Annotated in this window: 17 protein-coding genes; 7 read left to right on the top strand and 10 right to left on the bottom strand. The window is 68.3% G+C overall.

Features of this window, described 5'->3' with window-relative positions; genetic code table 11:
* Positions 1-89: 89 nt before the first annotated feature.
* Together KEG38_RS22055 and mazG are read right to left on the bottom strand one after the other, a co-directional pair.
* Positions 90-875 carry an enoyl-CoA hydratase gene (locus KEG38_RS22055; protein WP_272421655.1) on the bottom strand — a complete coding sequence of 262 codons (786 nt, stop codon included), beginning with the start codon at positions 873-875 and terminating at the stop codon, positions 90-92.
* Positions 876-880: 5 nt separating this feature from the next.
* Positions 881-1726, bottom strand: coding sequence for a nucleoside triphosphate pyrophosphohydrolase (gene mazG, locus KEG38_RS22050; RefSeq protein ID WP_272421654.1), 846 nt, complete (start codon positions 1724-1726; stop codon positions 881-883).
* 87 nt (positions 1727-1813) lie between these two features.
* Between mazG and KEG38_RS22045 the strand changes: the two genes are divergently transcribed.
* On the top strand, positions 1814-2974 hold the full coding sequence (locus KEG38_RS22045) for a hypothetical protein (RefSeq protein WP_272421653.1): 1161 nt from the start codon (positions 1814-1816) through the stop codon (positions 2972-2974).
* Between the two features lie 50 nt (positions 2975-3024).
* Here KEG38_RS22045 and KEG38_RS22040 read toward each other — a convergent pair whose 3' ends face one another.
* Positions 3025-3663 (bottom strand): FMN-dependent NADH-azoreductase, encoded by a 639-nt coding sequence (locus tag KEG38_RS22040; protein ID WP_272421652.1) that lies wholly within the window; start codon positions 3661-3663, stop codon positions 3025-3027.
* Positions 3664-3714: 51 nt separating this feature from the next.
* Positions 3715-4323, bottom strand: coding sequence for a hypothetical protein (locus tag KEG38_RS22035; RefSeq protein WP_272421651.1), 609 nt, complete (start codon positions 4321-4323; stop codon positions 3715-3717).
* Between the two features lie 195 nt (positions 4324-4518).
* On the opposite strand from KEG38_RS22035, the gene rlmN reads away from it, so the two are divergent.
* The 3 genes from rlmN to KEG38_RS22020 are packed head-to-tail and all read left to right on the top strand — an operon-like array spanning position 4519 to position 8969.
* On the top strand, positions 4519-5721 hold the full coding sequence (gene rlmN, locus KEG38_RS22030) for a dual-specificity RNA methyltransferase RlmN (RefSeq protein WP_272421650.1): 1203 nt from the start codon (positions 4519-4521) through the stop codon (positions 5719-5721).
* A gap of 34 nt (positions 5722-5755) precedes the next feature.
* Positions 5756-7150: an acetyl-CoA carboxylase biotin carboxylase subunit gene (locus KEG38_RS22025; RefSeq protein WP_272421648.1), complete on the top strand. Its 1395-nt coding sequence runs from the start codon at positions 5756-5758 to the stop codon at positions 7148-7150.
* A 16-nt stretch (positions 7151-7166) separates the two neighbouring features.
* Positions 7167-8969, top strand: coding sequence for a phospho-sugar mutase (locus tag KEG38_RS22020; protein ID WP_272421647.1), 1803 nt, complete (start codon positions 7167-7169; stop codon positions 8967-8969).
* 125 nt (positions 8970-9094) lie between these two features.
* Here KEG38_RS22020 and KEG38_RS22015 read toward each other — a convergent pair whose 3' ends face one another.
* Positions 9095-10519, bottom strand: coding sequence for a helix-turn-helix domain-containing protein (locus tag KEG38_RS22015; RefSeq protein WP_276073386.1), 1425 nt, complete (start codon positions 10517-10519; stop codon positions 9095-9097).
* Between the two features lie 215 nt (positions 10520-10734).
* Between KEG38_RS22015 and aceB the strand changes: the two genes are divergently transcribed.
* Positions 10735-12375, top strand: a complete 1641-nt coding sequence (aceB, locus tag KEG38_RS22010; protein ID WP_276073344.1) for a malate synthase A — start codon at positions 10735-10737, stop codon at positions 12373-12375.
* A 21-nt stretch (positions 12376-12396) separates the two neighbouring features.
* Positions 12397-13683 carry an isocitrate lyase gene (gene aceA, locus KEG38_RS22005; RefSeq protein ID WP_272421645.1) on the top strand — a complete coding sequence of 429 codons (1287 nt, stop codon included), beginning with the start codon at positions 12397-12399 and terminating at the stop codon, positions 13681-13683.
* 377 nt (positions 13684-14060) lie between these two features.
* Here aceA and murI read toward each other — a convergent pair whose 3' ends face one another.
* Entirely contained in the window at positions 14061-14888 is an 828-nt protein-coding gene (gene murI / locus KEG38_RS22000; RefSeq protein WP_272421644.1) for a glutamate racemase, read from the bottom strand.
* On the bottom strand, positions 14885-16231 hold the full coding sequence (locus KEG38_RS21995; RefSeq protein ID WP_272421643.1) for a homoserine dehydrogenase: 1347 nt from the start codon (positions 16229-16231) through the stop codon (positions 14885-14887). Before KEG38_RS21995 ends, murI begins: the two co-directional genes overlap by 4 nt.
* A 114-nt stretch (positions 16232-16345) precedes the next feature.
* Here KEG38_RS21995 and KEG38_RS21990 point away from each other — a divergent pair, with 114 nt between their 5' ends.
* Complete coding sequence (locus KEG38_RS21990; RefSeq protein ID WP_272421642.1) at positions 16346-18265, top strand: type VI secretion system contractile sheath domain-containing protein; 1920 nt, start codon at positions 16346-16348, stop codon at positions 18263-18265.
* A 376-nt stretch (positions 18266-18641) separates the two neighbouring features.
* Here KEG38_RS21990 and tssC read toward each other — a convergent pair whose 3' ends face one another.
* The 3 genes from tssC to tssA all read right to left on the bottom strand — a co-directional run bounded on the left by tssC (position 18642) and on the right by tssA (position 22515).
* The gene (tssC, locus tag KEG38_RS21985; protein WP_272421641.1) at positions 18642-20126 is read right to left on the bottom strand and encodes a type VI secretion system contractile sheath large subunit; all 1485 of its coding nucleotides are present in this window, start codon (positions 20124-20126) and stop codon (positions 18642-18644) included.
* Positions 20127-20129: 3 nt separating this feature from the next.
* Entirely contained in the window at positions 20130-20621 is a 492-nt protein-coding gene (gene tssB / locus KEG38_RS21980; RefSeq protein ID WP_272421640.1) for a type VI secretion system contractile sheath small subunit, read from the bottom strand.
* Positions 20622-20817: 196 nt separating this feature from the next.
* Positions 20818-22515 carry a type VI secretion system protein TssA gene (gene tssA / locus KEG38_RS21975; RefSeq protein WP_272421639.1) on the bottom strand — a complete coding sequence of 566 codons (1698 nt, stop codon included), beginning with the start codon at positions 22513-22515 and terminating at the stop codon, positions 20818-20820.
* Positions 22516-22543 lie beyond the last annotated feature (28 nt).

Raw genomic sequence — 22543 nt, 5'->3', positions numbered from 1 at the left:
AGGGGCTCTTCGCCCCTGGACCCGAACCAGGGCGCAGCCCTGGACCTCGGGTGCATCGACCGCGATGCGGTCGATGCAAGCGGCCCCGATCATTTGCCTTGAAACGAAGGCTCGCGCTTCTCCATCCAGGAAAGCACGCCTTCCATGCAGTCGGCCGACTGCAGGAGCTTCACCTGCCCGGCCTTCTCGCGATCGAGCGCCTCGTCAATCGTGCTGCCGAGGCTCAGGCGAACGGCGCGCTTGATCTCGGCGTACGCGAGCGGCGGGCCCTTCGCGAGGCGCCCGGCGAGCTTCATCGTCTCCGCGCGGAGCTCGGCCGCAGGGAGCACATGGTTCGCGAGGCCAAGCGAGAGCGCGCGATCGGCCGAGATGCGATCACCCGTCAGCATGATCTCCATCGCGCGGCCGAGGCCGACGAGGCGCGGCAGCCAGAACGAGCCGCCGCCGTCCGGCATGAGCCCGATCTTCACGAAGCGCTCTTCCAGGTACGCATCCTGGCCGAACATCCGGAGCTCACACGCCAGCGCGAGATCGCAGCCGAAACCCACCGCCGGGCCCTCGACCATCGCGACGAACGGCTTCGGCGCGTTCACGATCGCGCGAATGATCCCGTGGTAGCGATCCATGATCGCGTCGAGGCCGCCCGCGGCCTGCAGGCCGCTCATCGCGTTCTTGAGATCGGCGCCCGCGCAGAATGCGCCGCCCGCGCCCGTGAGCACCACCACGCGCACCGACGCGTCTTCGCCCAGCCGCGGCAGCGTCTCGAGGAGCGCGCTGATGAGCTCGGTGTCGAGCGCGTTTTTCGCCCGGGGCCTGTTCAACGTGACGACGGCAACGGGGCCTTCGTGCTCGACCAAGAGGACCTGTTCGGACATGCGCTTTACCTACCCGATTTCTTGGACTCCTCCCAGTAGACGTCGAGCTCCTCGAGCGTGAGGTGATCCTCCCCGCCCGGATCGGGCCAGCCGCCGTGGCGCTCGCGGACGCGGGCTTCGACGTGGTCGAAGCGGCGCGTGAACTTGTCGATCGTGCGGCGCAGCGCGCTCTCGGCGTCCACGTTCACGTGCCGCGCGAGGTTCACCAGCGCGAAGAGCGCGTCCCCGAGCTCCGCCTCGATCGCACCCGTGTCGCCCGTCGCGATGGCCTCGTCGAGCTCGCGGATCTCCTCGGCCACCTTGGCCCGTGATCCCGCGACGTCCGGCCAGTCGAAGCCCACACGCGCGACCTTCTCGCCAATGCGCTGCGCACGCACGAGCGCCGGCAAGCTGCGCGGCACGCCCGACAAGATCCCCTGATCAGGCTTGTTCGCGCGCTCCTTCGCCTTGATGAGCTCCCAGTTGCGCAGGACCTCGTCCGCGTCCTCGACCGTCGTGTCCGCGAAGACGTGCGGATGCCGCCGCACGAGCTTCTCGCAGATCGCGGCGACCACGTCGTCCGGACCAAACGCGCCCTCCGCGCGCCCGAGCTCCGCCTGGAACACGACCTGCAGCAAGAGGTCCCCGAGCTCGCCGCGGAGCTCTTGGCGATCGCCCGCGTCGATCGCGTCGATCACCTCGCACGCCTCTTCGAGCACGTACTTGCGCAGCGTCTCGAACGATTGCTTTCTGTCCCAGGGGCAGCCGTCCGGCGCGAGCAGGCGTTGCATGAGCTCGACGAGGCGAGGGAAGGTCTGACCGCGCTGCTCCTCGAGCGGGGGGACGACGACGGGATCAAAAGGCCTGGCCATGACGAACCCGTAGCACGCGGGGCCCGCGCGGTCCGTTCTCCTATCCTGTCCTGCCCGCGCGCGCCGAGGCCGGTTACCATGCCGCGCGTGAACGCCTCGCAATCCCCTCCGCCCGCGCCGGCGCGCTCGTGGCGCTGGGCCGTCCTCGCCGTCGTCGTCGCCGCCCAGGCCGCGTTTTTCTACTCCCGCTGCGCCGTGGACGAGCGCCCGACGCCGGACACGTTTGGAATGCCGAACCCGTACCTCGAGCGACCGACCCTCCAGGATCGGGGCATGCTCGGTACGCGCGCGCCTGCGCAGCCCGGGGATCTCGTGGTCTCGCAAGGCAAGGCGCTCATCGCGGGCCTCGCGACCGACGGGGCACGCGTCTACTTCGGCGAGTCGCTCCTCGGGCAGCGGATCCTCGCGGTCCCCGTGGCGGGCGGCGCGGAGACCACGCTTGGATCGGGGGGCATGCCGCTCGACGTCGCGCTCGGCAAGAACGTGCTCGTCGTCGCGGACGCGGGGGGCCTCATGACCGACGGGCAAGGCAAGATCATGGCCTTTCCGCTTGATGGATCGGGCGAGCCACGCGTGCTCGCCTCGAGGCTCGTGCTGCCGAGCGCGGTGGCGGTCTCCGCGACGCACGCGTACTGGGTCGACGGCGGCACCGTGGAGCGCGACTACATGGACGGCTTCGTGGCGTGCGCGCCGCTCGCGGGCGGGGCCCACAAGGTGCTCGCGGCGGGCGAGCGCCAGCCGAGCGGGCTCGCGGTGGACGCGACGCACGTGTACTGGGCGCGGCAAGACGTGAACAAGCAGGGCGAGGTCGTGCGGATGCCGATCGGCGGCGGCCCGATCGAGGTCGTCTCGTATGGCCAGGACCGCGTCAAACGCATCGCGGTCGTCGGGACGAACCTGTACTGGATCTCCGCGAAGGATCTCGATGGGACGCGCGCCGCGGTGCGCAGCGCGCCCGTCAAAGGCGGCCCCGCGTTTGACGTCGCGGTCGCCGACAACCGCATGTGCTCGATGGCGATCGACGGCGAGGCCGTTTACTGGTCGGATCCTGGCGAGGTCGGTGGGGCGGGCGCGAGCACGCGCGGGCGCATCCTGAAGAAGCCCCTCGCGGGCGGTGAGCCGACAGTCCTCGCGAGCGGGCAGGATCGACCGTGTTACGTCGCGGTGGACGCGACGCACGTCTACTTCAGCACGCAGAGCCTGGAGCGGGTGAAGCGGGCGCCGAAGAACCCAGCATCAGTGCCTTGATGCTCCCCTCTCCCGCGAGGGAGAGGGGTTGGGGGTGCGGGAATCGTCCTTCAAAGCGTTTTCGCGAGCTCGGTGGCGCGACCGATGGCCGCCTCGAGCGCCTCTTTCGCGACCTGCGGGCCGCCGAGGCCCATCGGCTCGGCGATCACCTCGTGGAACGGACCGAGGCCCATGAGCCCGAGGATCGTCTTGAGGTACGGCACCTGAAAATCCCACGAAGCGAAGGGCGATCCCGGCGGATACGCGCCGTCGCGCGAGACGAGCAGGACGACGGGGCGCCCGCCGAGCAGGCCCTTGAACTCGCCCTTCTGCACCTCGAACGTGAGGCGCGCCTGCACGACCGCGTCGATCCAGCGCTTGAGCTGCCACGGGATCGAAAGGTTCCACATGGGCGTCGAGAGGACGATCAGGTTCGCCTGGTGGAGCTGATCGGTCCACCGGCTGAGCGCGTTCCAGCGCGTGGCCATCTCCTCGTCGAGGTTGCCCTCGCCGTACAGCATCTCGAACTTGGTCTGGACGTCCCACTCGTCCCAGGCCGGCAGCTTGTCCACGTCGCGCACGATGTCGACCTCGACGCGATGCGCGTCGGGGTTCTTCTCCAGATATGCGCTGAAAAACGCGTTACGAAGCTTGCGCGTCCGCGAGCGCTCGGCTCGCGGAAGCGCGAACAAGTCCAACACGATCCCCATGACGTTTTTCTCTTCCCCTTGTTCGCGAGAGCCGCGAGGCGAGCCCGACGGTCAGGCGACGGCAGCCGCCCACTCGACGTCGAACTCGAGCTGCGACCCTTGCGCGCCCGAGGTGCTCCGGAGGCCTCGCGCGAGGTTACGCACGCCGGCGAGCAGCGGCTCGTTCGACGTGGAGAGCCACGCGCCGCCGATCGCGACCTGCCCGTCGATGTGCACGCGGAAGCTCACCTTCTCGCGCGCGGCCGAGATCTCGAACGTCCCGGCGCCGCGCGTGAGCGCGAAGCGGGCGAGATCCGAGACGGCCGACTGCAGGAGCATGCCTCGGTTCCACTCCATCCCGAGGTAGACGCAGAGGTACCGGACGTAGTTGCGCAGCGTGATCACCGAGATGTCGTCCTTCACGACGATCGTCTTCATCGGTTTCGGCACCGCGCCCATCTCACGGAGCAGCTTGCGCTCGAGCTCGGTGGCCTCTTCCACGCTGAGCTCGCGGAGGTTGCGCACGAGGAAACTGATCAGGCTGGCCTTGCCCTCGGAATCCAGCGCGTCGATGTCCTTCTCGGCACGCGCTCCCAGTACCTCCACAGCGGCGTCGAGGGACGAACCATCGACATACTTCGTCGCCACTCGCCGCGCTGCCTGGGAAAAGCTGACACCCATGGTGACTCCCTAGGTCCGTTCTTTTTCGGGATTCATCCAGGCTACGCCAGATTCCATCACCCGTAAAGCAAACGGGCCCAAGAGTCCGTCCCGGCCGTTTCCGCGGCCGATCCCGACGTTTCGACCCTGTCCTCGCAGCAACTCTTGTTCGCTCCCTTGCCGCTACGTCTCGCGCGCACTAACCACGACGCCATCGTGAAGCCTGCCGCATCCGTTCATCCCATCGCGCGTCTCCCCGAAGAATGGCGCGATGCGCTCACCTCACGCGGCGAGCGGGCCTTCGCGGCCAAGCAGATCTTCGGCTGGATCCACCGTCACGGCGTTGTCGAGCCCGCCGCGATGACAAACGTCTCCGCGCGCCTGCGCGCCTCCCTCGCCGAGGAGGGGCTCGGCTCGATCGCCGAGATCGTGCACGTGCACCGCTCGGCCGACGGCACGCGCAAGCTCGTCGTGCGCTTGAAAGACGGCGCCACGATCGAGACGGTCCTCTTGCCCGCGGTGAGCGGTCCCGGCGCGCGCCCCGAGCCCGAGATCGACGCCGACGCGGCCGTCGCGGACGACGACGAAGAGGAAGACGACGCGGCCACGGAGGAGGCGTTCCGCGGCAAGATCCGCGTGACCCAGTGCATCTCCACGCAGGTCGGCTGCGCGATGGGGTGCGTGTTCTGCGCGAGCGGCGTGGCCGGGTGGAAGCGGCACCTCGGGCCGGAGGAGATCGTCGCGCAGGTCCTGCTTGGACGCGCGCTGCTCGACGAGGGCGAGGCACTGCGGAACGTCGTGTTCATGGGCATGGGCGAGCCGCTGCACAACTACGACGGCACGGCACGCGCGCTCCGGCTTCTCACGCACCCCGACGGGATCGCGCTGTCCACGCGCCGCGTGACCGTCTCGACCTCGGGCCTCGTCCCGGAGATCGAGCGTCTCGGGCGTGATTTCAACGGGCAGATCGCGCTCGCCATCTCGCTCCACGCGGCGGATGACGAGAGCCGCTCGGCGCTGATGCCGATCAACAAGAAGTACCCGATCGCGGAGCTTCTCGCGGCGCTCAAGGCCTACCCGATGCAGCGGCGCCGGCGCATCACCATCGAGTACACGCTCGTGTCCGGGAAAAACGACGACGTCGCCGAGGCGAAGAAGCTCGCGAAGCTACTCCGAGGCGTGCCCGTGAAGATTAATTTGATCCCGATGAACCCCATCGAGGCCTCGACGCTCGGCCCGCCGGAGATGGCGCGCGTCTTCGCGTTCCAGAAGGCCCTCGTGGACGCGGGTTATTCGTGCTTCATCCGGCGCCGGCGCGGCGACGATGTCTCGGCTGCATGCGGTCAGCTCGTGCTGCTCGGCGCGAAGCCGAAGGTCAAAGGATTCAGGAAGTCGGCGTCGTCCATCGACCGCTCTTGACGTCCCGCGGGCACACGCCCAGATCGCTGGGACCGTGTTCGCAAAGATCCTCATCGCCAACCGCGGCGAAATCGCCTGCCGCATCGCCCGCACTTGCAAGCGCCTCGGGATTCCCGTCGTCGCCGTCTACTCGGACGCCGACGCGAACGCCCCGCATGTCCGCATGGCCGACGAAGCCGTGCGGATCGGACCGCCGCCCGTCAAAGACAGCTACCTCTCGATCGAGGCCGTCATCGCAGCGGCCAAGCAAACCGGCGCGCGCGCGATCCACCCCGGCTACGGCCTGCTGAGCGAGAAAGAGGCCTTCTGCCGCGCGGTGAACGACGCCGGCATCGTCTTCATCGGCCCGCGCCCCGAGGCGCTCGACGCCTTCGGCGACAAGATCAAGGCGCGCGAGGTGGCCAAGCGCGTAGGCGTCTCGCCGCCGCCCGGCACGGACGGGCCCATCAGCGCGGACGACGTCGAGTTTGCCACGCGCGAGGCCGAGCGCATCGGCCTGCCGATCCTGGTGAAGGCCGCGGGCGGCGGCGGCGGCATCGGCATGCAGATCGTCGAGGACCTCGGAAAACTCCCGCGCGCCCTCACGGCTTGCTCGGATCGCGGCAAGAGCGCGTTCGGCGACGCGCGCGTCTACCTCGAGCGCTACATGCGCGCGCCCAAGCACATCGAGGTGCAGATCCTGGCCGACACGCATGGCAACGTCGTCGCGCTCGGCGAGCGCGAGTGCAGCGTGCAGCGCCGGCACCAGAAGATCGTGGAGGAGACGCCCTCGCCGGCCCCGTTTTTCCAAGGCGAAGCGGGCGAGGCCAAACGGAAGGATCTCTTCGAGCAGGCCAAACGGATCGTCCGGAGCGTCGGGTACGTCGGCGCGGGCACGGTCGAGTTCGTCGCCTCGGGTGACGGCGAAATTTTCTTCCTCGAGGTCAACGCGCGTCTCCAGGTCGAGCACTGCGTGACCGAGATGGTCTGGGGCATCGACCTCGTGGAGCAGCAGATCCGCGTCGCCGCCGGTGAGCGCCTCGCGCCCGAGGTGCTCGCGGCCGAGGGGCGAGGGCATTCGATCGAGGCGCGCGTCTACGCCGAGGATCCCGCGAAAAAGTTCGCCCCGCAGCCCGGCCGCATCGAAAAGCTCGTCTGGGCCCCGGCCGGCGGGGATCTGCGGATCGAGACCGGGGTCGAGGAGGGCTCGGAGGTCACGCCCTTCTACGATCCGATGATCGCCAAGATCGTCGCGTCCGGCCGGAGCCGCGCCGAGGCGATCGCCCGGCTCGACGAGGCGCTCGCCCAGACCACGCTCGATCTCGTGGGCCCCGCCGGTCCGGCCGCGACGAACCTCCGGTTCCTCCGCCAGGTCCTTGTATCGGAGGCCTTCGTGGGCGGACGGTACGACACGCTCTTCGCGGAGGCGCTCGCGAAAGAGAAGCGGTGATACATTTCTCCGCACGATGACCGACCTTCTCGAACGCGCCCGAAGCTGGATCGAAGCCGACCCCGATCCCGAGACCCGCAAAGAGCTCACGCACCTCGTCGAGGTCGCTTCCTCCGCCGCCGATCCGGCGCAGAGGGCGAGCGCCTCGAGGGATCTCGCCGAGCGCTTCGCGGGGCCGCTCGAGTTCGGCACGGCGGGGCTGCGAGGCATCATCGGCGCGGGCGAGACCCGTATGAACCGCGCGGTCGTTCTGCGGACGACGGCCGGGCTCGCGCGGTACCTGCTCGCGACGGACGAGGCCGCTGCGCGCGCGCGTGGGGTCGTGATCGGCTACGACGGCCGGCGGATGAGCCGCGAGTTCGCCGAGGACACCGCGTGTGCCTTCGCCGCGGCCGGCATCCCGGCGATCCTCTCGCCGATCCCCTGCCCCACGCCCGTCACGGCGTACGCGGTGCAGGCGCTCGGGGCCGTGGCCGGCGTGATGATCACGGCCAGCCACAACCCGCCCGAGTACAACGGCTACAAGGTCTACTGGGGCAACGGCGCGCAGATCATCCCGCCGCACGACAAGGGCATCGCGGCCGCGATCGACGCCTCGCCGGCGGCGAAGGACGTGCCCCGGTCGGACCTCGACGCGGCCCGCGCGAAGGGGCTCGTTCGTTCGTTCCCAAATGATCTCGACGATCGATACCTCGCCGCGATCGCCGCGCTCTCGGTGCGGGGCGACGGCGATCGATCGCTCTCGATCGTGTACACGCCGCTGCATGGTGTGGGGAACCGGCTCGTGCGGGCGGCGCTCGCGGCCGCGGGGTTTTCCCGGGTCACGACCGTGCCCGAGCAAGCGGAGCCGGACGGCGCGTTCCCGACCGTGGCCTTCCCGAATCCCGAGGAGAAGGGCGCGATGGATCTCTCCTTCGCGCTCGCCGCGCGCGAGGGTGCGACGATCGTCCTCGCGAACGATCCCGACGTCGATCGCCTCGCCGTCGCCGTGCGTCGACCCGAGGGCGGATACGTACAGCTCACGGGCAACCAGGTCGGCACGCTGCTCGGCCATTATCTGCTCACGCGCACGCCGGCTTGCCTCTCGGATGACGTGCCTGTCGAGGACGCCGGCAAGAAGCTCGTGATCGCGTCGATCGTCTCGTCGCCCATGCTCGGCGCGATCGCGCGCGCGCTCGGGGTCCGGTACGAGGAGACGTTGACCGGCTTCAAGTGGATCGCGAACCGCGCGATGGATCTCGAACGCGCGGAGGGCGCGGCGTTCGTCTTCGGGTACGAGGAGGCGCTCGGGTACACGGTGGGCACGCTGGTGCGCGACAAGGACGGCATCGGCGCGGCGCTGCTCTTCGCCGAGCTCGCGAGCGTCATCCAGGCTGGCGGCAAGAGCCTGCTCGACGAGCTCGAGGCCCTCTCGCGTCGGTATGGCCTCTACGCGAGCGGCCAGCGCTCCGTGACGCTGCCCGGCACCGAGGGCCTCGCGCAGATCCAGGCCGCGATGGATCGGCTGCGCGCCTCGAAGCCCTCGCGCGTCGGCGCTCTCGCCGTGCTCGCGCTCGCCGATTTCCAGGCGCAGATCCGCACGCTCCCGGATGGCCGCACCGAACCGCTCACGCTCCCGAAGAGCAACATGATCGCGCTGGATCTCGAGGGCGGCAGCCGCATCATCGCGCGGCCGAGCGGGACCGAGCCGAAGATCAAATTCTACTTCGACATCCGCGAGCCCATGACACCGGGCGAGGCCATCGCCGCGGCCGAGAGCCGCGCCAAGACGCGCATGACCGAGCTTGAAAAAGCGCTCTCCGCGATCGTAGGCATCTAAGAGACCCTTGCATCGACCGCATCGCGGCCTTTGCACCCTCGGTCCAGGCCGTGCCTGGTCCGGGTCCAGGGGTGGACAACCCCTGGTCGGGCCCGGGGTGAAACCCCGGCGCTACGCAGCGAAACTCATCGCTTCGGCGTGGGCCCGAAAAAGCTCACGCCACGCATGTTCTCGTCGATGCGGAGCGGGTGCTGCATCGGCGGGAAGACCCGCTGCTCGCAATCGTGGTGCTCGCAGAGCCTGCATGTCACGCCTACCGGCACGAGCGCCTCGTTGCTCTCCACGTCGACGCCGTCCGAATAGACGAGCTCTCGCGCGAACCTTGCCTCGCAGCCGATGCTCACGGAGAGCATCGAGTGCGGCGCGTGGTAGCCGCCGCGATCGTTGCGCACGGTCCTGGCGACGCAGAAATACCTCGTCCCGTCGGTCATGCGGGAGAGCTGCACCCGGATCATCCCTGGCGTCAGGAATGCCGTATGAACGGCCCAGCGCGGGCAGGCGCCGTTGAAGCGCGCGAAGCGGATGCCCGAGCCGCTGAAGCGCTTGGAGATGTTGCCGGCGATGTCGATGCGCAAGAAGTGGAAGGGCACGCCCTCCGCGCCCGGCCTGCGCAAGGTGGTCAGGCGGTGGCAGACCTGCTCGAAGCTCGTGCCGAAGCGATGCGCCAGGAGCTCGATGTCGTAGCGCTCGGCGCGCGCGGCCCCGTGAAACGGCACGTACGGCATGAGCAGCGCGGCCGCGAAGTAATTGGCGAGCGCCACGCGGGCGAGCGCGCGTGATTCGGGCGTCGAGAGACCGCTCTCGCTTTCGAGCAGTTTGTCGATGGCGTCGCTTGCCGAGAGCAGACCGATCTGGTGGGCGAGCTGGAAGCGCCGGCTGCGTGGGGGCAAGAGCTCGGACAGGCTGAGGCGCCGCGCCTCGGGATCGTAGCGGCGCATGGCCTTGCGTTCGTCGGCGACGTGCAGCAGGCGTACCTCGGCGTCGTGCTCCTTTTCGAGGTAACGCACGAGCGAACGGTAGACGTCGTCGGATTCGAGCTTGCCGCGGGCACGGACTTCGTCGGCGGCGTCCTCGAGCGTGGGGAAGTAATTCATGTGCCGCTGGAGCAGGTCGCTGACCTCTTCCGTCGGCAATCGCGTGGGCTCCACGCCGGCCACGCCCTCGCCGCCCTCGAGCCGCTCGGAGAGTGTTTCGGCGGATTCTCGGGTATCGCGATAGGCGCGATACAGCGCGAGCACGGCCTTTGCGAGCGTGGGAGAGCTTCCGGCGAGCTCTTTGAGATCGCCTGTTGTCACGCCGTGGTTGTCGAAGAGCGGATCGCCGAACGCCTCACGTAGATCCGAGACGATCGAGGCATCACCGCCCGTCCCGAACGTGGACAGGTCGAGCTCGAAGAGCTGCGCCAGCTTGATGAGCATGGGCGCCGTGAGCGGGCGCCGGTTGTTCTCGATCAGGTTGAGGTAGCTCGGCGAGATCCCCAGCCGCTCGGCGAGTTGCCCTTGCGTCATGTTCTCGCGTCGACGCAGCGCCCTCACCTTTCCGCCCAGCATTGTATTTTCGGCCATAGCGCAAAGCAGCGGAGCTCTTGCAGTTTGCTACATGACTCGCAAGGGAGTTTACAACATTTACAACTGTGACTGCAAGTCAAACGAGAGAACCATACATACGTAACACCCTGAATTTGTTTCGTTCATTGACGACAGATGGCAAACACCAAATAGTTCGTATGTCACGACGCGCAGCGTTGGACGCGGAGCGTTGAGCCATGCAAGGAACCTCCTCTCCCGTCACGATCCTCGGTCCGAGAACCCCCTCGCAGGGCGATGTGCTCACGCCCGAGGCGCTTCAGTTCGTGGCCGACCTCACGCGCGTCTTCCGCGGGCGCCTCGACGCGCTCCTCGCCCGACGAGCCGAGCGGCGCGCGCACTTTCTCGCCGGCGAGCGCCCCGATTTCCTCGAAGAGACGGCCGAGCTCCGCGCCGCGAATTGGTCCGTCGCAGCCATCCCCGACGAACTCCAGGACCGACGCGTCGAGATCACCGGCCCCGTCGACCGGAAGATGATCATCAATGCCCTGAACTCCGGCGCGAACGTGTTCATGGCCGATTTCGAGGACGCGACGTCGCCGACATTCGCGAACCTCGTCGAAGGGCAAAAAAATCTGGCCGACGCCGTGCGGGGATCGATCGGGTACGTCGATCCCACATCGGGCAAGTCGTACACGCTCGGCGAGCGCACGGCCGTCCTCTTCGTTCGTCCTCGGGGCTTGCATCTGCCGGAGAAGCACATGCTCGTGGACGGCTTGCCCGTGCCCGGGTCGCTCTTCGATTTCGGCCTGTACTTCTTTCACAACGCGCGCGCCCTCGTGGAGCGCGGCAAGCGCCCCTATTTCTACCTGCCGAAGCTCGAGAGCCACCTCGAGGCGCGCCTCTGGAACGACGTCTTTCTGCGCGCACAGGCCGAGCTGGATCTGCCGCCCGGCACTCTCCGCGCCACCGTGCTCATCGAGACGCTGCCCGCTGCGTTCGAGATGGACGAGATCCTCTACGAGCTGCGCGAGCACTCGGCCGGGCTGAACTGCGGCCGCTGGGACTACATCTTCAGCTTCATCAAAAAGCTCGGCACGGACCCGGCATTCATCCTGCCAGACCGTGGTCTCGTCACGATGGATCGTCCGTTCCTGAAGGCCTACACGGACCTCGTCGTCAAGACGTGCCACCGCCGCGGCGCACACGCGATGGGCGGAATGGCCGCGCAGATCCCGATCAAAGGCGACGAAGCGCGTGGTCGCGCCGCCCTGGACAAGGTTCGAGCGGACAAACTCCGCGAGGTGCACGCCGGCCACGACGGTACGTGGGTCGCGCACCCGGGGCTCGTGCCGATCGCGCGGCAGATCTTCGACGCGCACATGGACGGTCCGAACCAGATCGACGTGAAGCGCGAGGATGTGAACGTTCTCGCCGAGGATCTCTTGCGTGTCCCCGACGGCCCGCGCACCGAGGCGGGGCTCCGGCACAACATCAAGGTCGGCATCCTCTACATCGAGGCGTGGCTGCGCGGCATTGGATGCGTGCCGCTCTACGACCTCATGGAGGACGCCGCGACAGCCGAGATCTGCCGCGCGCAGGTGTGGCAGTGGCAGCACCACGGCGTGTCCGTCGAGGGCGAGCCGCTCGATCACGCGCGGCTCGTCCGGACGATCGACGAGACGATGGAAGAGCTCGCAAAGGAGCGCGGGGCCGAGGCATTCGCCCACGGGCGCTTCGAGGAGGCGCGCGAGCTCTTCACCACGCTCACCACGTCGGACGAGCTCGAAGAGTTCCTCACGCTGCCCGCGTACGAACGTCTCCTCGCCCTTTCATCCACGTCCGCGGGGGAAACCGAGAAGGCGCCCGTCGCCGCATGAACCGCTGAAGGAGAGAGTCGCATGTCCGTCGCGTATCCGCTTCCCATCCGCACCGCTGCCGTTTCCGAGAGCGGCCTCGTGCCGAACCGCTTTCAAGGCATCGTCCGCCCGTACACGGAGGCCGACGTGGAGCGGCTGCGTGGCTCGTTCCACATCGAGCACACGATCGCGAAGCTCGGCGCGCAGCGGCTCTGGGAGCTCCTGCACAGCGAGGACTACGTGGCGGCGCTCGGCGCGATGACGGGCAACCAGGCGATGCAGCAGGTGCGCGCGGGGCTGAAAGCGATCTACCTGAGCGGCTGGCAGGTCGCGGCGGACGCAAACCTCGCGGGCGAGATGTACCCGGATCAGAGCCTCTACCCGGCAAACAGCGTCCCTAGCGTGGTGCGCCGGATCAACCAGGCCCTGCTCCGCGCCGATCAGATCGATCACGCCGAGGGCAAGCGCGAGCGGCACTGGCTCGCGCCAATCGTCGCGGACGCGGAGGCGGGCTTCGGCGGTCCACTGAACGCGTTCGAGCTGATGAAGGGGATGATCGAGGCGGGCGCGTCGGGCGTGCACTTCGAGGACCAGCTCGCGTCGGAGAAGAAGTGCGGCCACATGGGCGGTAAGGTGCTCGTGCCGACGAGCCAGTTCATCCGGACGCTCGTGGCGGCACGGCTCGCCTCCGACGTGATGGGCGTGCCGACGATCCTCGTGGCCCGCACGGACGCCGACAGCGCGAAGCTGCTCACGAGCGACGTGGATCCTCGGGATCGCCCGTTCCTCACGGGCCAGCGCACGCCCGAGGGTTTCTTCCAGTTCAAGGGCGGCCTCGACGCGGCGATCGCACGCGCGCTCGCCTACGCGCCGTACGCGGACATGCTCTGGTGCGAGACGAGCACGCCGGACCTCGAAGAAGCGCGCAAGTTCGCCGAGGGTGTCCATGGAAAATTCCCGGGCAAACTGCTCGCGTACAACTGCTCGCCGTCGTTCAACTGGAAGAAGAACCTCGACGATCTGACGATCGCGAAGTTCCAGCGCGAGCTCGGGGCCATGGGCTACAAGTTCCAGTTCGTCACGCTTGCCGGCTTTCACGCGCTGAATCACGGGATGTACGAGCTCGCCCGCGAGTACAAGGTGCGCGGCATGAGCGCGTACTCAGAGCTGCAGCAGGCCGAGTTCGCCGCAGAGAAGTCCGGCTACACGGCCACGCGCCACCAGCGCGAGGTGGGCACGGGCTATTTCGATCAGGTCGCGCAGGTGGTCTCCGGCGGCCTCGCCTCGACGCTCGCGCTGAACGAGTCAACCGAGGCCCACCAGTTCTAGGCTCTCGGCAGCGTAGCGCCGGGGTTTCACCCCGGACCCCGACCAGGGGTTGTCCACCCCTGGACCCGGGGCCTGCGCAAGCGCTGGACCCGGGGTCGATGAACTGCGCTGCGCGCAGTTCATCGAACAGGCCGTGGCAAGACCAGCGACGAGCTTGCCAGCCAAGACCGCGGCGTTGATGTGTCTGCTCGACGAGGTGGCAGCGCTGCTGTCTCAGCAGGCAACGCCGCTCGTGGTCTTGCCCCGGGCCCGTCGGATAAACCGCGCATCGCGCGGTTTATCCGCCTTCGGTCCAGGCCGTGCCTGGTCCGGGGTGCAGGGGGCGGACAGCCCCCTGCTGGGGTGCGGGGCAACGCCCCGCTCCGCGCGCATCCCTGTCAGAGATCGATCTGGTGCACGTCGCCGAGTGGTTCGCCGAGGAACCGCTCGGCGACCGTGGAAAAGCTCTTCGGAAGATCCGTCACGAAGAGCTCGAGTTTGCCCCGCCCCGACCGCGTCGTTCGTTGCCCGCGCTCCGTGAGGAACGCTGCGACGTCGTCCGCCGTCGCCGACGCGCTGTCGACGATCGGGATTGGCGCGCCCGCGAGCGAGGCCGCCTCGGCCTCGATGACTCGCTGGAGCAGGGGAAAATGCGTGCATCCGAGCACCACGCAGCGCACCCCCGCGCGCACGAGCGGCTCGAGGTATCGCTGCGACACGAGCCGCGGCACCTCCCCTTCGAGCCACCCCTCCTCCGCGAGCGAAACGAGCAGCGGCGCGGGTTGACCGAATACCTCGGTCCGCGTGGAGAGCGAGGCAACCGCGCGTGGATACGCGCCTGAGGTGATCGTCCCCGTCGTGCCGAGCACGCCCACCGCCCCGCCCTCTGCCGCTGCGACCGCCGCCCGCGCGCCGGGCACGATCACGCCGAGCACGGGCCGGTCGAGCTCCACGCGCAGCATGTCGAGTGCGACGGCGCTGACGGTGTTGCAAGCAACCACGATCGCCTTCACGCCGCGATTCACGAGGACACGCGCGCAGCCGATCGCGTAACGCACGACGGTCTCGGCGGATCGCGTCCCGTACGGCACGCGCGCGGTGTCGCCGAGGTACACGATATTCTCCGCGGGGCAACGCTCGCGGAGCGCGCGCACGACGGTCAAACCGCCGAGACCGGAGTCGAAGACGCCGAGCGGGGCGTCGGGATCCAGGTGGAAGCTCGTCACGAAACCTCGATGCGGTAAAGGCGCGGCGGCGCCGCGAACAGCCCTTCAGTGCGCATACGTTCGAGCGCCGCGGTCACATTCCCTTCCCGCGCCACGTGGGTGATCACCACGATGTCCACGGGATCCCCCGGCGCCGTGGGTCGTTCCGGTTGCACCATCTGCTCCAGGCTCACGCCGAGCTCCCCGAGTCCGCCCGCGATCCGCGCCATGAGCCCCGGCCGCTCCGGCGCCGAGAGGCGCAGGTAATACCGGGTCTCGACGTCCTCCTGCGGCTTGAGCGGTCGCGGCTCCATCGCAATGCCCCGCGTGAGCAGCCCCGACGCGCCGGCCACGATCGAGCGCCCCACGTCGAGGATGTCGCTCACCACGCTCACGGCCGTCGGCAGATCGCCGGCGCCGCGACCGTAGAGCATGCAGGGCCCGAGCGCGCGACCTTCGAGCAGGATCGCGTTCAGGACGCCCGACACGTTCGCGAGCACGCTCGTCTTCGGGATGAGCGTCGGGTGCACGCGGAGCTCGATCGCGTCGCCGAAATCACGGCCGATCGCGAGGTGCTTGATCACGTAGCCGAAGCGCTCGGCATAACGATGATCCCGCTCCTCGATGCCCTCGATCCCCTCCACGTGGAGCGCACTCGCCGGGACCCTTGCGCCAAACGCCAGCATCGCCAGCACGCAGAGCTTGTGCGCGGCGTCGTGGCCGCCCGTGTCGAGCGAGGGATCGGCCTCTGCATACCCCTTCGCCTGGGCCTCGCGCACGGCCTCGTCGAGCCCGAGCCCGCCCTCGCGCATGCGCCCGAGCACGTAGTTGCACGTGCCGTTCACGATCCCCGCGAGCCTCTCGACCCAGTCGCTCGCGAACGCCTCGCGCAGCGTGCGGATGATGGGGATGCCGCCGCCCACGGCGCCCTCGAACGCGAGATCGGTCCCGCGCGCGATCGCGAGGTCGACGAGCCGCGGCCCGTGCTTGGCCAGGAGCAGCTTGTTCGCCGTGACGACGCCCTTGCCCGCCGCGATCGCGCGCTCCACGAGCTCGAGCGCGGCCTCCTCGCCGCCCATCACCTCGACGACGATGTCGATCTCGGGGTCGTCGACGACGTCCTCGGGTCGCGTCGTGATCCAGCTCGGATCACAGGCTGCGACGCGCTCTTTCCGGGGATCACGGACGAGCACGCGGCGCACTTCGAGCGGCGCGCCGACCCGACCTTCCAGCCATCGCGCATTCGCCGCGCAGAGCTCGAGCACACCGCCGCCGACGGTGCCGCACCCGAGCAGGCCGAGTCGAATCGAGCCGCGCCGCGGAGTCGTCGCAGACGCCTCTTCGGCGTTCGCAGGGCCACGCATGGGCGCGGAGCTTAGCAGGGCCCAGCTCACGTCAAAGAAAGCCGCGAAGCCGTGATTTCGGCTGCCGCGTTTGCCGCTTCTCCCGCGCGCGCTCCCCCCCTACACTCCTCGGCCATGGCCGCCGAAACGAAGGGTTTCATGAAGGGTGGGATGAACTTCAACGTGGGCGACGAGGCCCCCGAGCAGCTGGAGCAGACCGAGGGGCCGCTTCTGCCGCTCCGCGTGCTCGTCGTCGCGGATCTCTTGCCGCGTGACGAGCACAACGCCGGCGCCAGCGCGCCCGAGCTCGCGGTGCGGGTCGATCCGCTCGCGTTCGACGACCTCTTCACGCGCCTGCGCCCGCGTGTCGCGATCGAGGTGCCGAGCGTGCTCGCCGAGGGCAACCGCGCGCGTGTCGATCTCACGCCGACGAGCCTCAAGAGCTTCCGGCCCGATGGCCTGCTCACGGAGGTGCCGCTTCTCCGCTCGCTCCTCGACGGCAAGCTCACGCTGGAAAAACTCCGCGACGGCTCGATCGATCGCGACCAGGCCCGCGTGGAGCTCGATCGGATCTGGAACGCCTCGCCCTTCGTGCGTGACGTCCTCCGCCTCGTCTCGGAGGCGGGCAGCGCGCCGCGGAACACCGGGATCGTCGGGCCGCCGCGCGACACCTCCACCGACGCTTCGGTCGCCTCGATCCTCGACATGGTCGAGACCGATCCGAGCCGCGCCGCATCCGCGCCCGCGCCCGTCGTGCCGGCGCGGGCCCAGGCCCCTGCCTCCGACGCCCGCTTCGGCGCGCTCATCTCGGCCGTCGCAAACGCCGGCAAGTCGAGCTCGGCCCGCTTCAGCCCGCAGGAGGCCATCCAGCGCGTCGAGAAGGCCATTGGCGCGCAGCTCGGCGCGATCCTCCAGCACCCCGAGGTGCGCCGCCTGGAAGAGGCGTGGCGCGGCCTGCAGCTCTTCGTCGATCGCTCGAAGGGGACCCAGGGTCTCAAGATCGACGTCGTCTGCGCGCGGCCCGAGCTCGCGGCCATGGCGCTCGAACGCGCGGCCCGCCAAACCGCCGGCGGCGAGCCTCCGGTCTCCTGCGCGATCGTGGACGTCACGATCACCGGCACCTCCGCGACGCTCTCCCAGCTCGAAGAAATCGCACGCGTCGCCGAGGCGCAGACCGTGCCCGTCGTGGTGAACGCCTCGCACGCGCTCCTCGGCCTGGATCGGCTCGCCGATCTCGAGCGGCTCGACAACAAGATCGCGCTCTTTTCCACGCCGGATCAGGTGCGCTGGCAGTCCACGGCGCAGAAGCCGGCGATGCGCTGGGTGACGATCGCGATGAACGGCATCCTGGCGCGCGCCGCGTACGACAAGTCGACCTCGCGCGTGCGGGAGATGGTGGTCAAGGAGGAGCCGGCGGACGAGGGCGCAATGGTCTGGATCGCGCCGGCCTACGGCGTGGGCGCTCTCATCACGACGAGCTTCCGCGAGACGCGCTGGCCATGCCGCATCGTGGGCGCCCGCAGCGGCGGGACAATCGGAAACCTGCCGATCCACGAGGTGCGTGGGCAGGTCGACGACGCCGAGGTCGTGGCGATCCCCACGCAGGCGTTCGTCTCGACAGACTCGCAGCGCGAGCTCTCCAAGGCCGGCGTGCTCCTCCTCGCTTCGGCCCCGAACAGCGACTCGATTTACGTGCTCGCAGCGCCGACGTCCTACGTCCCGCCGCCCAAGCGCACGTACGACAGTGCCTCCACGGAGCCCGAGGCGCGGCTCGAAAGGGTCTCCTTGGTCGACCAGCTCTTCGTGGCCCGAATCGTCCAGTTCCTGCGCGTGCTCGCCGGCCGTTTGCCCGGGAACGTCGCGCCCTCCGAGGCGAAATCAGTCGTGGATCGCTCGCTCTGGGCGCTCTTCGAGGACGCCAAGCCCGGCAGCATGGAGGTCGCCGTGAACGCGCACGCAACCTCGGACGGCACAGCCGTCGCCGTCACGATTCGCCCGCGCCGTTTCCTCGGCGTCGCCCTGGAAGAGTTTTCCCTCGAATTCCTCGTCGGCTGATTCAAGCCCTCGCCGCCGCGCCGGGGCGCTGCCCCGGGCCCCGCGGGGGCTGTTCGCCCCTCGACCCGAACCAGGGCAAGCCCTGGACCGTTCGTGGAAGAACTGCGCGATGCGCAGTTCTTCCAACAGGCCCGTTGCCGATTGAGATGTCAGCGCTGGTTGGCAGGGGCGCTCGCGGTCTTGACTCGGCCCGTTCGATGAACTGCGCATCGCGCAGTTCATCGACCACGAGTCCAGCGCTTGCGCTGGTCCGGGTCCCGGGGCGGATAGCCCCGGGTGGGGCCTGGGGCAACGCCCCAGCGCGGCGACCCCAAAAACACGAAGGCCGGCTCTTTCGAGCCGGCCTTCCGCGTTTGTCGGGATCAGCCGAAACGGCTCATTCCTTGTCGAGCTTGCCGACGAGGCTCAGCGTGAAGAATGCGCCCATGTACTTGAAGTGCGGGCGCACCTGCATGTCGACCTTGTACCAGCCGGCGTTGCCCTCGACCTCGGTCACGATGATACGTGCCTTGCGGAGGGGGCGACGGCCGCGGATGCTCGCCGAGACGACGTCCTGATCGGCGACGTACTGCGAGATCCAGTCGTTGAGCTCCTTCTCGAGATCGGCGCGCTCCTTCCACGTACCGATCTGCTCGCGCTGCAGCACCTTCAGGTAGTGCGCAATGCGGCACATGATGAACATGTACGGCAGCTGCGTGCCGAGGCGATAGTTGAGCTCGGCGGCGCGGCCCTCCTCGCTCTGGCCGAAGTACTTCGGCTTCTGCACGCTGTTCGCCGAGAAGAAGCACGCGTTGTCCGAGTCCTTGCGGTAGGTGAGGCCGATGAAGCCTTCCTCCGAGAGCTCGTACTCGCGGCGCTCCGTGAGCATGATCTCGGTCGGGATCTTCGTCTGGATCTCGCCCATCGCCTCGTACTGGTGAAGCGGCAGGTTCTCGACCGAGCCGCCCGCCTGCGGGCCGATGATGTTCGGGCACCAGCGGTACTTGGCGAAGCTGTCCGCCAGACGCGTCGCGAACGCGAAGACGGCGTTGCCCCAGCAGTACGACTCGTGCTGGCCGATCACGTTCTCCTCGTAGTTGAACTCCTTCACGGGCACGGTGTTCGCGCCGTAGGGGAGGCGGAGGAGGAAGCGCGGCATCACGAGGCCGACGTAGCGGGAGTCCTCGGTCTCGCGGAAGGCGTTGTACTTCGTGTACTGCGGGCCTTCGAAGAGTGCCTTGAGGTCCTTCAGGTTCGGCAGGTTCAGGTAGTCCTTCAGGCCGAAGAACTGCGCGCCGGCGGCCGCGATGAAGGGCGCGTGCGACATCGTCGCGACGGAGGCGCACTTCTGCAGGAGCATGATGTCCTGCGGGCCGGGGCCGAACTCGTAGTTCGCGATGATCGCGCCGTAGGGACGGCCGCCGAACTGGCCGAACTCCGCCGAGTACACGAGCTTGTAAAGACCGCTCTTGGGCACCTCGGGGGCGTCCTCGAAATCGGCGAGCAGGTCTTCCTTCGAGCAGTTCAAAAGCTCGACCTTGACGTTCTCGCGGAAGTCCGTGCGGTCCACGACGAACTTGAGACCACGCCACGCCGACTCCAGCTTCTGGAACGTCGGGTGGTGGAGGATCTCGTCGATCTGGCGCGACAGCTTGGCGTCGATCTCGGCGATCAGCGCGTCGACGAGGGCCTTGTCGACCTTCTCGCCCTCGCGCTTCGGCGCGATGAGCTCCGCGATGAAGGCCTGGACGCCACGCTTGGCGACCTCGTAGCCCTCGTCGCCCGGAGCCATCTTCGTCTCCGAGAGGATGTCGTCGAGAAGGCTGCCACCTTCGAGCGTCTGTACGCCCGCGCCGCCTTGCGCCTGATGCTCGGAAGCCATCGGTTACTCCTCCCCCTGCTTGAGACCGAGCTCGTTGATGAGCCGGTTGCGCTGGGCCGGATCGTTCAAGATCGTCTGAATCTTGTTGCGGAACGCCTTCTCGTTCCCGAGCGGGCCCTTCAGCGCGGTGAGCGCGGCGCGGAGCTCGAGCAGCTTCTTCAGCTCGGGCACCTGGTTGGCGATCGCCGCAGGCTCCATATCGGACAAACGGCGGAACTTGAGGTTGACGTTGAGCTCGTTGTCCTCGTTCTCCGACAGCCGATCCTTGACCGCCAGGTTGAGCGACAGCTTCTGCTCCGCCATCACCTTCTGGAAGTTGTCCTTGTCGACGTTGATGGGCTTCCGATCTTCGAGCGGCGTCGGATCGGGGCGCATGGTGTAGTCGCCAAGCATGAGGAGCTTCAGCGGGAGCTCGACCTCTTCCTTCGCGTTCCCCGTCGCTGGCTTGTACGTGATGTTCACGCGTTCTTTCGGCGCGACTGAACTTTCTTTCATCGCGGAAGGCTCCTTTCCCCTACGCTTGGGAGCTACATGCTCCGAGCGGCCTTTCCGAGCCGCCCTACGTTGAAAACGTGATTGCCGTCAGGTCGGGGCCCACCTCGACAGGCGCTCGAAGAATACCGCAAACTACCCCGACTTCGTCCATCCTTATCTTTCCGAACGAGTTCGCTCTTCTTCACTACGCGGGCGCTCAGGTGGCCGAGATGCGGAAGGCCGCCGCGGCATCCAGCTCGCAGAGGCGCTCGAACGCGTCGTTCTCCCTCTTACGCGCTTCCTCACTCACCTCGTATCCCTGGTTCAACCCGCGAAGCGCCGTGTAAAGCGCCCCGTAGAGCTCCGCGCAGAGCTCGGGATCCCACTCGTCGAGTTTGTGCTGCTTGGCCATGCGCTCGAGACCATCGAGCTGCGCGCGCGCGATCGCGAGCTGCCCGAGCTGCAGGCAAACCTGCGCGATCGCGAGCTTGCCGCGGAACTTGTCGACCGGCGTCACCGCCGTCCCCGCGACCTTCGCCACGGCCTGGATCGCCCCAAGCGGATCCCCATTCTCGATGAGGTTTCGCGCCTCGCCGATCGCCTTGTCGAGCGCGCGGAAGCCCTTGCCTCCCGGCGCGCCGCCCGCCGCCGCGCCGCCGCCGCCCCCGCCTCCGCCCGATCCGAGGACCGGACGAACCTCGGCGTCGAGCCAGGCCTTCGTGAGATCGTCGGCGAGCGGGACGCCGTCGTTGAACGTGAGATCCGGGAGCGTCGGCGCGCGCTGCAAGAGGAGCGCGACCTCACGCAAATGCGTGACCTTCGCGTCCGTATACCCGAGCTGCTCGAGCGCGTTCGAGACGTGCCGGTGCGGATCGAGCCAGAGGCGATGTTCCGAGACAACCTCGTCGACCGACGCGAGGATCCCATCCCAGTTGCTCGCCTCGGCCATGCCGTCGAACGCGCCGCGCACGTGATCCGGCGGCGAAGGCAGGTAGGTTTGTCCACCCTCGGCCGGCGGATCCTGCTGCATGAAGAGCCAGAGGCCGGTGCGGCTGATGCGATACGCGAACGCGTTCGACGGATCGGCCGCTCGTAGCGCCTCGCCCGCGCGCATGAGCAACGTGCTCACCTGATCGAGCACCACGTTCGCCGAGTCCGCGTCCGTGATGGCCGTGCCATCGGGAACCGAGACTTCGACGGCCGGCGTCTCCACGACCGGCGCGGAATACGCAGGCGGAGGAGGAGGCGGCGGCGCGGCACGCGGGGCGGCCACAGGCGGAGGCGGCGGCGGCGGAGGCGGGGGCGGCGGCGGTGGGGGCGGCGGCGGCGGGGGCGGCGGCGGTGCTTCCTTCGGAACACTCGCGAGCATGCGCCGCGACGACTCGCGCAAAGAGCCCATGCCCGGATACGCGTCGCCGAGTTTGTCCCGGAGCTCCCCGTCGAGCAGGCGGCTCTGTTGATCGAGCGCGCCGACGATGTCCGCGTCTTTCGCGGTCGGGTTGAAGGTCCCGATCGCGGCCGCGACCTGATCGCCGTACCAGCTCATCAAGTTGCCGCGCGTCCGCGGGCGCTTGATCGGCGGATACATCTTGTCCCAGAACGCGGTGTTCAGCTCGTTGATGACCACGAGCCCATCGACCGCGCCCTGGATCCCGTCCGTGTTTGCTTTCGCCGCCGCGTAATACACCGCGAGGCGAAAGTCCTTCGACTTCTCGGTGAGCAGCTCCTCGGCGTTCGTCGCGATCTTCGACCAGTCGATCTTGCCGCCCTCGAGGGACTGCGCCTTGTCGACCTCGGCCTTGATCGCGTCGAAGAGCTCGTCGTACGAGACGTCCTGCCCAACACCCCCCGAGATCGGCTCGATGATCGCCGACACTCGGTTCTTTGCAGCCTCTACCGCGTCACTCGCCGCCATGGCCGGCATCATACCCACGGGTCGCGCA

The organism is Polyangium jinanense (genome assembly GCF_028435265.1).
Taxonomy (GTDB): domain Bacteria; phylum Myxococcota_A; class Polyangia; order Polyangiales; family Polyangiaceae; genus Polyangium; species Polyangium jinanense.
Note: the sequence above shows the minus strand (reverse complement) of the source record. Positions and strands in the feature narration are given on the sequence as shown.